The 14,489-nt window shown below is 56.1% G+C and carries 15 protein-coding genes; 12 read left to right on the plus strand and 3 right to left on the minus strand.

Features of this window, described 5'->3' with window-relative positions:
- From HZA03_10670 to HZA03_10680, 3 genes are all read right to left on the minus strand, one after another.
- Window positions 1-249, minus strand: a 249-nt coding sequence (locus tag HZA03_10670; protein ID MBI5638421.1) for a winged helix-turn-helix transcriptional regulator, incomplete at its 3' end; no start/stop codon positions are given.
- A 19-nt stretch (window positions 250-268) separates the two neighbouring features.
- Window positions 269-1,015, minus strand: a complete 747-nt coding sequence (gene cybH / locus HZA03_10675; GenBank protein MBI5638422.1) for a Ni/Fe-hydrogenase, b-type cytochrome subunit — start codon at window positions 1,013-1,015, stop codon at window positions 269-271.
- A 307-nt stretch (window positions 1,016-1,322) separates the two neighbouring features.
- On the minus strand, window positions 1,323-1,961 hold the full coding sequence (locus HZA03_10680; GenBank protein ID MBI5638423.1) for a response regulator transcription factor: 639 nt from the start codon (window positions 1,959-1,961) through the stop codon (window positions 1,323-1,325).
- A 619-nt stretch (window positions 1,962-2,580) separates the two neighbouring features.
- Here HZA03_10680 and HZA03_10685 point away from each other — a divergent pair.
- The 12 genes from HZA03_10685 to prmC all read left to right on the plus strand — a co-directional run bounded on the left by HZA03_10685 (window position 2,581) and on the right by prmC (window position 14,382).
- Window positions 2,581-3,135, plus strand: a complete 555-nt coding sequence (locus HZA03_10685; GenBank protein MBI5638424.1) for a hypothetical protein — start codon at window positions 2,581-2,583, stop codon at window positions 3,133-3,135.
- A 122-nt stretch (window positions 3,136-3,257) separates the two neighbouring features.
- Complete coding sequence (locus HZA03_10690; protein MBI5638425.1) at window positions 3,258-4,778, plus strand: WD40 repeat domain-containing protein; 1,521 nt, start codon at window positions 3,258-3,260, stop codon at window positions 4,776-4,778.
- Between the two features lies 1 nt (window position 4,779).
- Window positions 4,780-5,883, plus strand: coding sequence for an LPP20 family lipoprotein (locus HZA03_10695; protein ID MBI5638426.1), 1,104 nt, complete (start codon window positions 4,780-4,782; stop codon window positions 5,881-5,883).
- A gap of 324 nt (window positions 5,884-6,207) precedes the next feature.
- Window positions 6,208-6,645 carry a hypothetical protein gene (locus HZA03_10700; protein ID MBI5638427.1) on the plus strand — a complete coding sequence of 146 codons (438 nt, stop codon included), beginning with the start codon at window positions 6,208-6,210 and terminating at the stop codon, window positions 6,643-6,645.
- A 25-nt stretch (window positions 6,646-6,670) separates the two neighbouring features.
- Window positions 6,671-7,180, plus strand: a complete 510-nt coding sequence (locus tag HZA03_10705; protein MBI5638428.1) for a hypothetical protein — start codon at window positions 6,671-6,673, stop codon at window positions 7,178-7,180.
- A gap of 26 nt (window positions 7,181-7,206) precedes the next feature.
- Window positions 7,207-8,097: a trypsin-like peptidase domain-containing protein gene (locus HZA03_10710; GenBank protein ID MBI5638429.1), complete on the plus strand. Its 891-nt coding sequence runs from the start codon at window positions 7,207-7,209 to the stop codon at window positions 8,095-8,097.
- A gap of 8 nt (window positions 8,098-8,105) precedes the next feature.
- Window positions 8,106-9,998: an adenylate/guanylate cyclase domain-containing protein gene (locus HZA03_10715; protein ID MBI5638430.1), complete on the plus strand. Its 1,893-nt coding sequence runs from the start codon at window positions 8,106-8,108 to the stop codon at window positions 9,996-9,998.
- On the plus strand, window positions 9,995-10,654 hold the full coding sequence (locus tag HZA03_10720) for a hypothetical protein (protein MBI5638431.1): 660 nt from the start codon (window positions 9,995-9,997) through the stop codon (window positions 10,652-10,654). Before HZA03_10715 ends, HZA03_10720 begins: the two co-directional genes overlap by 4 nt.
- 197 nt (window positions 10,655-10,851) lie before the next feature.
- Window positions 10,852-12,117 carry a transcription termination factor Rho gene (rho, locus tag HZA03_10725; protein ID MBI5638432.1) on the plus strand — a complete coding sequence of 422 codons (1,266 nt, stop codon included), beginning with the start codon at window positions 10,852-10,854 and terminating at the stop codon, window positions 12,115-12,117.
- 36 nt (window positions 12,118-12,153) lie between these two features.
- Window positions 12,154-12,363, plus strand: a complete 210-nt coding sequence (rpmE, locus tag HZA03_10730; GenBank protein ID MBI5638433.1) for a 50S ribosomal protein L31 — start codon at window positions 12,154-12,156, stop codon at window positions 12,361-12,363.
- 89 nt (window positions 12,364-12,452) lie between these two features.
- Window positions 12,453-13,544, plus strand: a complete 1,092-nt coding sequence (prfA, locus tag HZA03_10735; protein MBI5638434.1) for a peptide chain release factor 1 — start codon at window positions 12,453-12,455, stop codon at window positions 13,542-13,544.
- A complete protein-coding gene (prmC, locus tag HZA03_10740; GenBank protein ID MBI5638435.1) occupies window positions 13,528-14,382 on the plus strand; it encodes a peptide chain release factor N(5)-glutamine methyltransferase in 855 nt (284 codons plus the stop codon). The genes prfA and prmC overlap by 17 nt, the downstream gene beginning before the upstream one ends.
- Window positions 14,383-14,489 lie beyond the last annotated feature (107 nt).

A 14,489-nucleotide genomic window follows, 5' to 3' on the forward strand; every position in this document is an offset into this window, starting at 1 on the left:
TATGTACTTCCGGTTGACCGAGTAGAGGATTTCTTTCCCCTGCCGGCGGGTTTTCACGATCCCCCCCTTTTTGAGCACGGACAGGTGATGGCTCACGGAGGGCTGTTTCATCGCAAAGTGGGCGCAGATCGCGGTCACGTTCATCTCCCGTTCCAGCAGGAGGTCGATCATCTTCATCCGGTGGAAATCCGCCAGCCCCTCAAAGAAGGCGCGCAACCGCCCTTCCATCGCGCCGCGTTCTTTGGTCATGCGCGGGAAGCCGGGGGTGTCAACCGTGGTACCACGTGCGGCCGGAGAAGCGGTCGGCATGTCTGGCGACCACGTCCTTATGGAACACCTTATAGCCCGCGATGATGGAGGCGATATCCGATTCGCGGTACATGATGTCCACGTAGACCTTCAGGTAGATATGGATCACCACCTGCGCGATCAACACATACATCACGAGATGGTGCAGCAGCCGGACGTTGTTCATGCCGCGGAAGGCCCATTCCATCGTATGGGGGAACCAGAGCATCCAGCTCCAGGTTATCGGGTTGGCCTGCTGGGAGTAGAGGGTGAAGCCGGTGGCGATTTCGAAGACGAAAAAACAGACCATCACGAAAACCGATACGCCGCCCAGCGGGTTCAGGTAGCGGTAATGGGCGTGATCCCCCACGCCGGTGGCGTAAAATTTCATGAGTTTGAGCGCCGCCATGACGTTCGACGGGGTGGGGATGAACTCCATGATGTCGTGCCGCGTGGTGGGGCTGATGGAATGGTAAAACCGCAGCAACATGGCGATGCAGAGGCCGGTGGCCGCGAAGAAGTGAACGAGGCGGACTTTCGCCATTACAAAGGTCTGCCACGCCTCCCCTTTGCCTGCCAGCAGCGCGGGGTCGCCGATGTACAGGCCGGTCACGACGAGAGTCGTGATCGAGGCGACGATCACCCAGTGCAGAAGGCATACGAAACCGGTTCGGACGTACACGAGATGGTAGTCGCTCTCTACCGCAACGGTCTCTTTTTCCGTCATAGAACCTCCCGATATTCTCTACTCAAATTATACCCCCAACCCGCCAATAAGAACAGCGCGCCGCCCCGCGGGTAGTGCATCAGTTTGAGATTGCCGCGGCCATCTTCGATGGCCTCGCAATGACAAATTGCTGTCATTGCGAGCGTTAGCGAAGCAATCTCGTGCTCCATTCAAACATTAATTTCAAACTGAACCACTACCGCCCCGCGCACGGGGTACTAGCGGCGTTTCACGTCGAGGCGATCGCGCAGGGCGTCCCCCACCAGCGTCACCGCCAGCGCCAGCAGCCCATCCAGCGGGTTGAGGGTTATTTTTTTAGGTGCTTTAGCGCGAAATTGAGTAACGCGTTATGGCCTTTTAGTTGTAGTTTCCCGCAGATATTGGCGCGATGGGTTTCTACGGTTCTTGGGCTGCAATGGAGGATCGAGGCGATCTCCTGGCTGGTCTTGTTTTCCGCCAGCAGGGCAAGAATCCCCTTTTCCGCCGCGGTTAACGGGGCGATGTTCCGTGTTTTTGCGGCGGTCATATTCTTCAGTATCCGCGCGGAAAGGATCGGGCTGATATAGGTATTTCCGTCCAGCACATACGCGAGGGCGTCCGCCAGTTCCCGCCCGGTGTTGTCTTTCAGCATATAGCCGCGGATGTCCAGCTTTATCGCGTCGTCGAGGTGTTTCTGGTCGTCGTGGGAGCTTAAAAGAACAACCTTCGTCTTCATTTTCCGCTTGCGCAGTTCGCGCGCCACGCAGATGCCCGTCAGTTCCGGCATGGAGATGTCCAGGAGGGCGATGTCGGGTTGCAGCGCCAGAATTTTTTCCAGCGCCTCCTTGCCGTTGGCGGCGTCGCCGACAATCCTGAACCGTTTTTTATCGATGATGCGGCGCAACCCCTCAAGGAATATGGGGTGATCGTCCGCCATGAAAAGCGTCGCGGTATCCGGGTTGGTCATAGTATCTCCCGCCTGGCGGACAATAAGCGGGTTATGCGCGGCACCAGGCCGTTCGCCGCCTCAGGCTTAAGGGCGGCAAGGAGGGAAATTCCGGCCATGATAGCGGCGGGGAACTTTCTTCTTTGAAAAAATAAAATTCGAAAACCCATCTTACCCGCTCCCCAAATAATCCAAATCCATTAAAAATGCGTCCGGTCAAAATCCATAAAATTTTATTTATGAATACGAATGAAGATAGTGCATAAAGAGCACCCTTGTCTATACCGCTGAAGGGTTAGATGGGGGGCGAGCGTACAGGCAAATGTTGTTACCACAATACGTTGTAGGAATAAAAATATTTTCCAGGCGCATTAAATTGAGGAAATTTTCGATGCAAAGTCATCGAAAATGCTCCGCAACTGCCTAGGTAGTATTGCTTATTAAAGTAAGTATATGTGCGTATTTACAGTTTTTCTCCGTTATTGGATTATGTCTCAAATTAAATGTGCATGGATATCAGTGATGGCGGATAGCGGAACTAATGTTCGCGGACTTTCTCGACTTGGCGGGTGTGTGTAGTGCGGCTGCCTGAATGTGGCAAGGCGTGCGAAATTTTAACAATTGGGTTGGAGGATATCAGGTGAAAAGCAGGTTATTGTATGCATTGTTTAGCGCGGTGGTTCTCTGTAGCGGTTACGCATACGCTGCGGAAGATTACGGGATACAGGCAGGCAACTCCGAACTTGCCGCTACGATACAATCGATCAGTTCGAAGTCTAGCGCAGCCGGAAGCCAGGAATCGACGATTACCATGGTTTATGCATCTTATGGCTATTTCTGGTCGAAGAACCTCCAAATAGGGGCCGGCCTTTTTATATCAGGACAAAAAGCGGGCAGTTCAGATTCCCAGAACACACAGATAAGCCCGTTCGCCAAGTATCACTTCTTTTTCGACAATCCCAAATATGTGCCATATGTCGGCGCATCCTTCCTGTCGGGCAGTGCGAAATCCGCGGGTAGCACGATGACTATTTCGGGTTATGAACTCCAAGGTGGTGTTGACGTGTTTATCGATCGAAACGTGGCCATTGCCTTCGAGTTGGGGGTTGGCAGCCAGAAGTATTCAACCTCCGGCGGGGGGAGCACTGACTACAGCTCAACGGCCATACGCATTCCGCTGAAAGTGTATTTTTAACCAAACAATTTCCTCGAATTAGTTTGGTTGTGAGGGGCGGGGGAGACCAAAAAAGTCTTCCCCGCCTTATCGGTTTAATGCGATAAACTAAATGAAATTGTTTTTAGCGTTGGGATTCCATCATGATTAATGAATATTTGCGCCGTTTCCCGGCCGCGGTGATGGGCGGGAGCAGGGCGGCGCTTCTTATCATAGCGGCGGCCATCATCTCCGTGCTTTTCGTTGCCGTGCCTGCCGGCGCGGTCAACCTTTCCGAACTGGAAGTATATAAGAGCGGCATCGAACCGAAGGGGCTCGTCTTTTCCCCGGACGGAGAGAGTCTCATCGTTTACGGAGCCAAGGGGAAGGTTACCGTATGGAATACGAGGACGAAGAAGGAGCGCTATTTCCAGACCAATGAAGGCGACATTAACGGTATCGCTGTAGACCCCGACCAGCGGCATTTAGCTGCCGCGTTAAGCTCCGGCAATGTGGTTGTATGGGATTTCGATACCGGCCAACAGGTAAATCTTCTCAAGCACAAAAAAAACGGGGTGTATGCGGTTGCGTATTCCCCCGTGGGGGATATTTTGGCATCGGGTGATTATGACGGCGTGATCTATCTGTGGAGCATCGGGAACGGCGCTTTGCTGTCCACCATAGAAGGACATAAGAAAAAGGTTCATACCTTATTGTTCAACCGCGGGGGTAATCAGGTTCTGTCCGGAAGCGAAGATAACACGATACGCATATGGGACGTGAACACGCGGAAGGAAAAGCGCGCCATTATGGAAACCGCCTCGCAGTACGGGGAACTCCGCACCATCACGTTTTCCCAGGACTACAGCCTGATTGCCCTTGGCCTCACGGTGGTGAAGCGCGATACCAGGAATCGAAGAACCGCGGCGGGCGCGCCGAGTTGGAGTTTCGTGGTGAAAGTGCGGGACGGCACCACCGGAGAGGAATTAGGCGACCTCGACAATCACCTGCAGGAGATAAACGCCATCGCCATCAGCGCCGATAACGGGTTGATGGCCTCTGTGAGCAATGACGAGACTGTTCGGTTGTGGGACGTGGCGCAAATGCGGCAGATTACCAACCTTCCGCTTGCCGAGAAGGGAAGGGCCGTTGCGTTCAGCCCGGAAACGGACCGCCTTGCCACCGCGAACATAAAAGGGGATGTAAAACTTTTCCAGATTAGCGGCCATAAAACGAAGGAAACAGCGGCAGCCGCGCCCGCCCACGGCATGATGGAGACCAAGACGGCTAAAAAGGAGCGGGTGGTCATGATGAAGCTGCGCGGCGGCATTGCCACCGAACAACTCACGGCATACAGGGCGGCATTGGTGGAGGGGCTTTCAGCCAACTATGAAGTATTGAGCGGTGACGATGTTGACAAGAAGACCATGGAAATATTTAAAAGGGAATCCGCTAAAGGCGGGGAGTGCAACACCTGTTACCAGGAATTGACGCGTGAATTCGGAGCCGGGCTTCTGGCAATCGGGACGCTGACGAAAAAAGATGATCAGACGCTTATCACCTTTCAACTGGTGAATGCCATCGAGGGCCGGGTGGCCGCTTCGGCATCGGAAACCTGCGAAAGTTGCAACGACTTTCAATTGATGAAGCGGTTGCGCCAAATCGGCCGGAAAGCGGGGCATTAGCATGAAACGCACTTTATTGACCGTGGGCATGATTTTAGCGGCCATGGGGCTTTTTTCAATGCTGGCCCCAGTTGCCGCCGCCGATAACTACCGGTGCGATTATATACCCCCGCGGGATCGTCCCGCATGGGTGGATAAAGGCTTTTACGAGCCGGGTTTGTATGCCGGTGTGGGGCAAGCTGCCCGCAAAGGGAGTATAGAGGAGCAGGTTGAGGCGGCAAAGGCAAGCGCCTACCGCGATCTATCACAAAAAATATCGGTGCAAATCAAGAGTACGTTGAAAGACCAGATGAAAAGTTCGTCCAAGAGTTTCATGGGCAGTTTCGAGCAGAATGTGGAATTAATCACGGAGACCAGCATAAAAGAAACACTGCAGGGACTTCAGGTGCGTGAGAAATGGCTTGACCAGCGAAATTGTGTGCTTTGGGTCTTGGCAACGGTGGAGGTAGAATCGGTTGAGCGCGTTAAAAAGGGAGAGCTGAATAAGAGCAAATACGGACTTTTGCAGACGTCCTACGAAAAGTTGGTGAAGGATGCGAACCTTCCCTTGCTTTCCTCGCTTGTGCAACTCAACGACCTTAATGTGCTTATGGGGGAGATAGATTTCGCCTATATTAGCAGCTCGGCGCAAACGAAGCAGAATTGGCGTGAGAAGCTGCAAAATGAAATCAATGTCCGGACGGCTTTGCGTGAACGGAACCGGGATAGTGTCATGTTGTATGTGAAGCTGAATGACGGGGTGACCCACTCGGAAAAGCAGGTCAATTTAGTGGTGTCGCATATCCAGAAAGGTTTAGGGAAAAGCGTACCCTTCTTCGATGGATGCGATGAAAGTCAGAATTGCCTGGCCCGGGCGAGGGAAAACGGTTTCAGAAAGATGGCCTATCTTGAATGGCATCAGCGTATCGGGCGGGATGCGTACGGGACACCGCACGGAACGCTTGCGCTTGATTATGTTTTGTACGATGTGCAGTCCGGCGCCATGGTGGGAAAGCCGCAACACGCCGAATCGAAGATAGTATCCTGGGAGGCGGAAACCTTGGAGTGGGATGTGGCCGCGAAAAAAATAGTTCAGGATAGGATGCTTGTTGTAGGCAATAATTAACGCGGGAAGTGCGCCGCTGATGCCATGCAAAGCATGGCATCAGCGGCTTTTATTCCTTCACGGCTTCTTTGTGTTTTTGTTTTTTTACCGGCCCGGCGGGGCCACGGGATTTTTTAGGATGCCATGGGCGGGAAAGAAAATGTGTTTGTCAAAACCTATGACCGTTAAACCAGGAACAGGAGAAATGAGATGAAACAGGTGAAGTTGTTATGTGTGGTGCTCGCCGGCATTCTTTTTAGCGCATGCGCCAGCGCGCCGCCCCCGCCGCCAAAGTCGTATTGTTCGGATGGGCGCGAATTGCCCCTTTGGATTGCGCAAGGGCCTATGGCGTTCCCCGCCGATCTGGGCAAGGTGTTTTATGGCACCGGAATGGCCAGCAACATTGGCAACCCCGCGTTGTTGCGCGAGGCGTCGGATAACCGCGCCATCAGCGAATTGGCAAAAACTTTTGAGGTCTATTCTTCTTCTCTCATGAACGATTATATGGCCCACACCTCCGCCGCCGAGAAGGCATCGGAAGAGCAGCATGTGGAAACCGTCAAAAAGACGGTGACGAAACAAACCCTGAATGGCGTGATGATAGCCGACCGGTGTCAGGATAGGCAGTCGGGTGTGTTTTATTCGCTGGCGCGGCTGGACATGGCCAACTTCAAGGATGCCATCGCCAAGAAAGCGGAGTTAACCGGAAAGATGAAGGAATATGTGCGCGCCAACGCCGAAAAGATGCTTGAAAAGCTGGAGAAGGAAGAGGCCAAGCGTTAAAAGCGGCTGTGGCGGGGAGAGGGGTATGAGGTGCGCAATCGCGGCTTTGTTCATGGCGGCCGCCCTGGCCGCCTGTGTTTCGCGGGGGCCGAAACCGGTTTTGGCTCCCGCCCCCAGCCTGGCCCCCGCCGAGGGGCGCAAACAGGGGGTGGATAAAGCGGGGGTGCCGAAATGGGTGACCGGCATCACCATCCATCCCGATAAAATCTGCGCGGTCGGCGCCTGCGATCCCTCCTTTTTGGCGAGCGCGGGAAAATCCTGCGCCGCCGACGATGCCCGCGCCGCATTGGCGAAATCGATTTCCGTGAACGTTGCCACCGTTACCGTGGAGGAAACCCGCAATGGCGTTGAAAGCCGCGATAAGGCGACGGTGGTAAACGGCATGAAAGGCTGGGAGAGCGATGTGGTGATGGACGAGTCGGTGATACAGGAATACTGGTATGATGTCGACGGGGTGGCCAGCCATATGAAAGGGGTTACCTATGCGTTGGCCTGCATTCCAAAGGAGAAACTGGCCAGGCAAGGCAAGAAATAAGTGACGTCGAACATTTAGGGGGTTGCATGCGACGAATGCTGTTGTGCGCGGTTCTGTTATTCGTGTTCCCGGTTTCGGCCTCGTTCGCCATGGAGCCGGCGGAGATATACAAAAAGGGCGCTCCTTCGGTGGTGCTGATTTTCGCAAAAGTCAAGGAAGGTTCCTTTAACGGCGGAACCGGTTTTTACATCGATAACGGCGTGGTGGTGACGAACGCCCATGTGATCGTGGACGGCGACAACCGCCCCCTTTCCGAAATCACCGTTTATCTGAAGCCGGAGCGGGTGACCGGCGATATGCAGGAAGACCTGAAAGAGCAGTGCTCGGCCTCCATCATCAAATATGACCGGCAGCTTGATATCGCCCTGTTGCGCGTTGCGCGTCCGCAAAATCCCGCCGCGCTGGATTTGGCCGATTCCGAAAAAGTGGATGTCGGCGACAAAGTGGTGGCGATAGGGCATCCCGAACAGGGTGGCTTGTGGACGCTGACCACCGGCACGGTGAGCACGCGCATCAAGAACCTTTCCAAAGTGGAAGGGAAGAACATGTTCCAAACGGACGCCAGCATCAACCACGGCAATTCCGGCGGGCCGCTGTTCGACTCGTCGGGGGCGGTGATAGGGATGAACACCAGCGCGGCCCGGACATCGAGCACCGGTTCCGCCATTACCGGCGTGAATTTTGCCATACAGTCGAACGTCATCCGGAAGTGGGTTGCGGGGAATTATGCCCCTGTCGCAAAACCGGCGGTAAAGGAAGAAGTGAAAGAAGCTCCGGCCGCGCAGAAGAAGGAAGCCCCAAAAATCGTTACCGAGAAAAAGCCGTTCAAGTGGGATGAACTGGAAGCGACGATTGCCGAGCTTCAGGATTTGATGGGCGAGATGCACGGCGCGGTACAAAAGAAATTCGGAAAATAAGGTGCGGAATGCCGCTGATGAAAGGGAGGGGCGGAAAATTTTTACTATCCGCCCCGGGCATCCCCTTTAAGGGGAAAAAAGCGGTCATTGTCTGTGTGGGGGTGGCGCTCGCATTCGTTGCGGCCCTTACCCCGCTTTCCGCCACTATTGACCGGGCGGCATACGATTTTCTGTTACGCAACACCCGGCCGACGGATGAAGCGCTCCCCCAGGTTGAGGTGATCGGAATCGATACCGAGACGCTCGACAACCTCAAGGTGCCGTTGGTGCTCTGGTACGGCTATTTTGCGAAGATCGTGGATGCGCTTGCGGCCGCCGGCGCGAAAGGGGTGGTGTTCGACCTTATCCCCGCGATCACCATAGAGCAGTTCGCCCCCCAGCCGGAGAAGGAGTTTCTGGTAGCGGTAAAGGCGGCGCGCGGCAAAGGCGTGCCGGTTTTTGTGGGATTCAAGGTGGGGGATGTGGGGGCGCAGATGCCGCATCCCAAGTTTCTCTTTACCGTTTCCGGCGTGGGGTATGTGAATCTCTTTCCCGATGATGATGGGAAGGTTCGGCGGCAGCGGCTTTACGTGATGGATGAAAACGGGAGCCATATTCCGAGCCTTGCTTTAGTGGCCTCGCTTGCCGAAGCGGGAAAACTGGAACAGGGGAAGGAATTTACCTGTGGCCGGTTGGGCGGCTGCGGCGCATCGTCAAACGGGGAGATGCTGATCGATTACCGGGTGGGCCACGGCAAGGCGCGGCTTCATTCGTTCGGCGAGGCTTTAGATGCCGCCGAACGGGGGGATGCCGCGTATTTCAAGGAGCGCTTTGCGGGGCGGGTGGCGTTCATCGGGCCGGCATCGGACAAATTCCCGGATAATCATCCCGTGCCGCTTAACCCCGCCACCGGCAAGCCGTCGTTCATGGCGGGCGTGTTGATACAGGCGCAGATCGTCCTCTCTTTCATGTCCGACCGCCACATCAAGGAGGTGCCGGCCACATCCCAAAAACTGTTGCTGGTCATGTTGGCCATCCTCACTGCGGTTATGAGTATAGTCCTGGCTCCGATGCTGACATTGGCGGGATCGGCGGCCCTCATGCTTTTGTATATGCTTGCCGCGGTTGCCGGTTTTTCCTCATATCTTGTCATCCCATTATCCCCCATGGTTTTCGGAATCATGGTGCCCGCGGTGGTTTGCGGCGGCTACCGGTATCTGGATGAGGCGAACCGCTTCAAGCTGTTGCGGCGCTATTTTGGGTCATATGTGAGCCACTCGGTGATGGAAGAGATTTTAAAAAATCCGGGGAAGATAAATTTTGAAGGGACGGAACTGACGCTCACCATCATGTTCACCGATATTCGCAACTTTACGACGTTGAGCGAAAAGCTGGATTCTAAAACCACGGTGGCGGGCCTTAACAAATACCTGGGGGCCATGACGGGGGCGATTACCGCATCGGGCGGCTATGTGAACCGCTATCTCGGAGACGGCATCCTTGCTTTGTATGGAGCGCCGAATGCGTTGCCGAATCAGGGAGCGCTGGAGGCGGTGCGCGGGGCGTTGGCGATGCGGGAGGAACTGGAGCGGCTGAATGCCGAGGGAAATCTTTTCCCCGGCGTGGAACATCTTAAAATCGGCATCGGATTGCATACGGGGACGGCGGTTGTCGGCAATGTCGGCTGTCATGAAAAAATGGATTATACGGTTATCGGCGACAGCGCCAATCTTGCTTCCCGCGTGGAAGGGCTTACCAAAAACTATGGGGTGGATATTCTGATAACGGAGAGCGTATTTGAACGGGTAACAAATGACGTTGAGGCGTCATTTGTTGATACGGTGCGCGTAAAAGGGCGCGAGGAAGAGGTTAAAGTCTATCAGGTGGTTTCATTGAAGACTCTAAAGGAGAAAGTATCATGAAGCGGTACGTTGTCGGATTTCTTATGATGTGTGCGCTGGCTGGCGCTGGTTATGCGCAGGATTTTGGAATCATCACCGATGCAAGCGGCAAGATAGCCGCCCAGCGGGCCGGTAAAAAGACGTTTCTGGAGATGGGCGCGTCCATCGCGCCCAAAGATAAGCTCCAGATTTCCAAGGGCGGCGCCGTGACCATCGTGGCGTATGCCACCTGCCAGGAATGGCTTGTTGCCGGGGCGGGCGAGGTTGCCGTGGAAAACGAAAAAATGGTGGCGGGCAAAGGCACATCCCTCAAGATGGGCAAGAAATTGCCGGTATGCTACAAGCCGGGTGAAATAAAAGGAGCCGGAAGCCATAGCATGGGCGGTATCGCTTTGTTCGCCAATGAATCAAAGGGGCCTGTTCCGCAAATGGCGGGTCCGCAGGAATTCGCATCGACATCCGGCGCCGCGGAAACCGATCCGGCGGTAAAATCGCTGAAAGACGAATATCGGCGTGGCAAGGCTTCCAACTCGACGGTGATTGCTTTAATGATGTATGAGCTGAATGGCAACCGGGTGGCCGCGGCCAAACCATATTATGACGATCTGAAAAAACGCGCGCCCCAATCGGCGGTCGTTAAGGAGATGGCTCCCCGTTTTGAGGGAGGGATGGATTGAAAATCCCCTCCAGCCGGGCGCGGCAATATGGCAATATGATGACGCACGTGGGAAAAAGTTTGACAAAATCGGGGGGAAATGGCAGAATCGCCCAATTACGTTAGCTATTATTTTGTTGGAGAAACCGTTAGGATCCCCTGCTTCCCCCAAAACCCCCTTTTAAGTGACCCTTATCCGCACTGGAAAAACCTATGGAACTGAATATCGCCGATCTCAAGAAAAAAACCGTACTGGATCTCAACGCCCTCGCCAAAGAACTGAATATTGAAGGCACCGGCGGCCTGCGCAAGCAGGAGCTGATTTTTAAAATTCTCGAAGGCCAGACCAAGACCCAGGTGGCCCAGGGTAAAGAGGGGATGATTGTCGGGGAAGGGGTGCTGGAAATTCTGCCGGACGGCTTCGGCTTTTTGCGCGCCCCCACCAGCAACTATCTCCCCGGCCCGGACGACATGTACGTTTCCCCCTCGCAGATCCGCAAGTTCGATCTGCGCACCGGCGATACCGTTACCGGCGAAATCCGCCCCCCGAAGGAAGGGGAGCGCTACTTCGCGCTGCTGAAAGTGGAAAGCATCAACGGCGAACCGCCGAACCTGGAAAAGATACGCCCGCTGTTCGATAACCTCACGCCGCTCTACCCGGAGCGCCGCCTGAGGCTGGAAGCGGACGACGGCAACCTCTCGATGCGGGTGATGGATCTGCTGACGCCCGTCGGCATGGGCCAGCGCTCCGTCATCGTGGCCCCGCCCCGCACCGGCAAAACCATGCTGATGCAGGCGATGGCCAACTCGATAGCCAAAAACCACCCCGATGTGGCGCTGATCGTGCTCCTCATCGACGAACGTCCCGAAGAAGTTACCGACATGGAGCGCTCGGTGAAAGGGGAGGTTATCGCCTCCACCTTCGACGAACCGGCCCAGCGCCATGTGCAGGTGGCCGAAATGGTCATCGAAAAAGCCAAGCGGCTGGTGGAGCACGGACGCGACGTGGTGATCCTGCTTGATTCGATCACCCGCCTTGCCCGCGCATACAACACCGTGGTGCCCCCGTCCGGCAAGGTGCTCTCCGGCGGCGTGGACAGCCACGCGCTCCAGCGGCCCAAGCGCTTTTTCGGCGCGGCGCGCAATATCGAGGAGGGGGGGAGCCTCACCATCATCGCCACCGCCCTCATCGAAACCGGCAGCCGGATGGATGACGTGATTTTCGAGGAATTCAAGGGAACCGGCAACATGGAAATACACCTTGACCGGAAATTGGCCGACCGCCGTGTTTTCCCGGCCATCGACATCACCCGCTCCGGCACCCGCAAGGAAGAGCTGCTCTTCACGCCGGAGGAATTGGGGCGCGTTTGGCTGTTGCGCAAGGTTCTCCAACCGATGGATCCGGTGGAGGCGATGGAGCTTTTGTTGGATAAAATGCGGCAGACCAAGACGAACGCGAAGTTCCTTGCGGCCATGAACGCTTAATAGTACAATTACACGCTTTAGAGTGAGGAGAAATACATGAAACAGGGAATTCACCCGGAATACGGCCCGGCCAAGATCATCTGCGGTTGCGGATCCGTGCTGGAAACCAACGCCACGGCGAAGACGATCCACCTGGACATCTGTTCGGTCTGCCACCCGTTTTACACCGGCACCCAGAAGCTGGTGGATACCGCGGGGCGCGTGGAAAAGTTCCGCCGCCGCGTTGCCAAAGCGGAACAGAAATAACGGCGATGGCGATCATCCGTCCCGTTTGCCATGCGGCAAACGGGACGGCGCGCGCCGCCGCCCCCGCCACCCATTAGCCCATTCCCGCCATGTTTGAAAAACTCAAGGAAGTCGAAAAACGTTTCGAGCAGTTAAGCGGTCTTCTTTGCCAGCCCGCCACCATCGCCAATCAGGAACTGTTCCGCAAGCTGGGCAAGGAGCAGGCCGATCTGGTGGAGATGGTCGCCGCGTACCGCGAGTACGTGAAGGCGGAAACGTCATTCAAGGAAAACGAGAAACTGGCCGCCGAGGGGGATGCCGAACTGGCGGCGATGGCGCGTGACGAAAACCGCCAGATCAAGGAGCGGATGGCGGCCCTGGAAACGCGCCTCAAAGAGCTTATCGTCCCCAAAGACCCCGCCGACCAAAAGAACCTCATCATGGAAATACGCGCCGGCACCGGCGGCGACGAGGCGGGCCTCTTCGCCGCGGAGCTTTTCAATATGTATACCCGCTTCGCCCAAAAGCGGGGGTTCAAGGTGGAAACCATGAGCGTGAGCGCCAACGACGCGGGCGGCGTGAAAGAAGTTATCGCCACCATCGAGGGGAAGGGGGCCTACGGCCTGTTCCGCTACGAATCGGGGGTGCATCGCGTGCAGCGCGTGCCGAAAACCGAAACGCAGGGGCGCATCCACACCTCCACCGTCACCGTGGCGGTGCTGCCCGAGGCGGAGGAAAAAGAGGTGCAGATAAATCCCGCGGAACTCCGCATCGACGTGTTCCGCAGCGGCGGCCCCGGCGGCCAGAGCGTGAACACCACCGACAGCGCGGTGCGTATCACCCATCTTCCCACCGGCATGGTGGTCTCGATGCAGGATGAAAAATCCCAGATCAAGAACCGCCAGAAGGCCATGCGCGTGCTCCTCTCCCGCCTGCAGGACTTTTATCAGGAGCAGGACCGCCAAAAGCAGAGCGCCCAGCGCCGCTCGCAAATCGGCAGCGGCGACCGCAGCGAAAAAATACGCACCTACAATTTTCCCCAGGGACGCGTGACCGACCACCGCATCAACGAGAACTTTTTCAACATACAGGGAATCATGATGGGGGATATGGACGATATGGCCGACACCTGCCGCAAAGCTTTTCACGCCGCGTTGCTGTCCAACGCCGCGCCGGGAACCGCCGATGATCCAGCTCATTAACGAATTCACCACCCTGCTGACGGAGGGAAAAAGGGCGCTCACCGCCGCCCGTTGCCGCACGCCGGAGCTGGACGCGGGATTGCTGCTGGCCGATTTGCTGGGGATCGAGCGTGCCAGGATGCTGCTTGATCCGCCCGCCACGCTTCCCACCGGCACCGCCGATATTTTCCGCCGCCGTATCGCCCGCCGCGCCGCCGGCGAGCCGGTCCATTACATCACCGGCAAAAAAGAGTTTTACAATCATACGTTCAGGGTGGGACCGGCCGTGCTGATTCCCCGCCCCGAAACCGAGGAGATGGTGGAGGCGGTGCTGAGGCTTTTTCCGCGCGGCGCGGCGCTTGCCGTCGCCGACGTCGGCGCCGGCAGCGGCTGCATCGCCATTTCGCTTGGGTTGGAGCGCCCCGAATGGCGCGTTACGGCCATCGACCTTTCGGCGGACGCGCTGGACATCGCGCGGGAAAACGCCGCCCGGCTGGAAGCGGCCAATATATCGTTCGTTCAATCGGATATTTTCACGGCCGTTCCCGGCCCGTTCGACATCATAGTATCCAACCCGCCGTATATCGATTATGGCGTGAAAGAAACATTGCAGGTGGAAGTGCGCAAGTTTGAGCCGCCGCTGGCGCTCTTTGCCGCCGAGCGGGGGCTTGCGGTCATCCGCGAACTGGTTGCCCAGAGCGCCGGACACCTTAAGCCCGGCGGTTCCTTCTTCTGCGAGATAGGCTACGATCAGAAGGCGGCGGTGGAAAAATTCTTCGAAGACGGCCCATGGACCGATGTCGTTTTTATCAAGGATATTTCGGGGCACGACCGTATCGTGCGCGCGGAGCGGCGTTAGCCTGGTGTTGAAAAACCGTATATGCATGTCATTCTGAGGAGCGAAGCGACGAAGAATCTCTTTCCGGAAAGGGATTCTTCGCTATGCTCAGAATGACAAGAGTGGCG

The sequence above is a fragment of the Nitrospinota bacterium genome, from assembly GCA_016217735.1.
In the GTDB taxonomy this organism is placed as follows: Bacteria; Nitrospinota_A; UBA7883; order JACRGQ01; family JACRGQ01; genus JACRGQ01.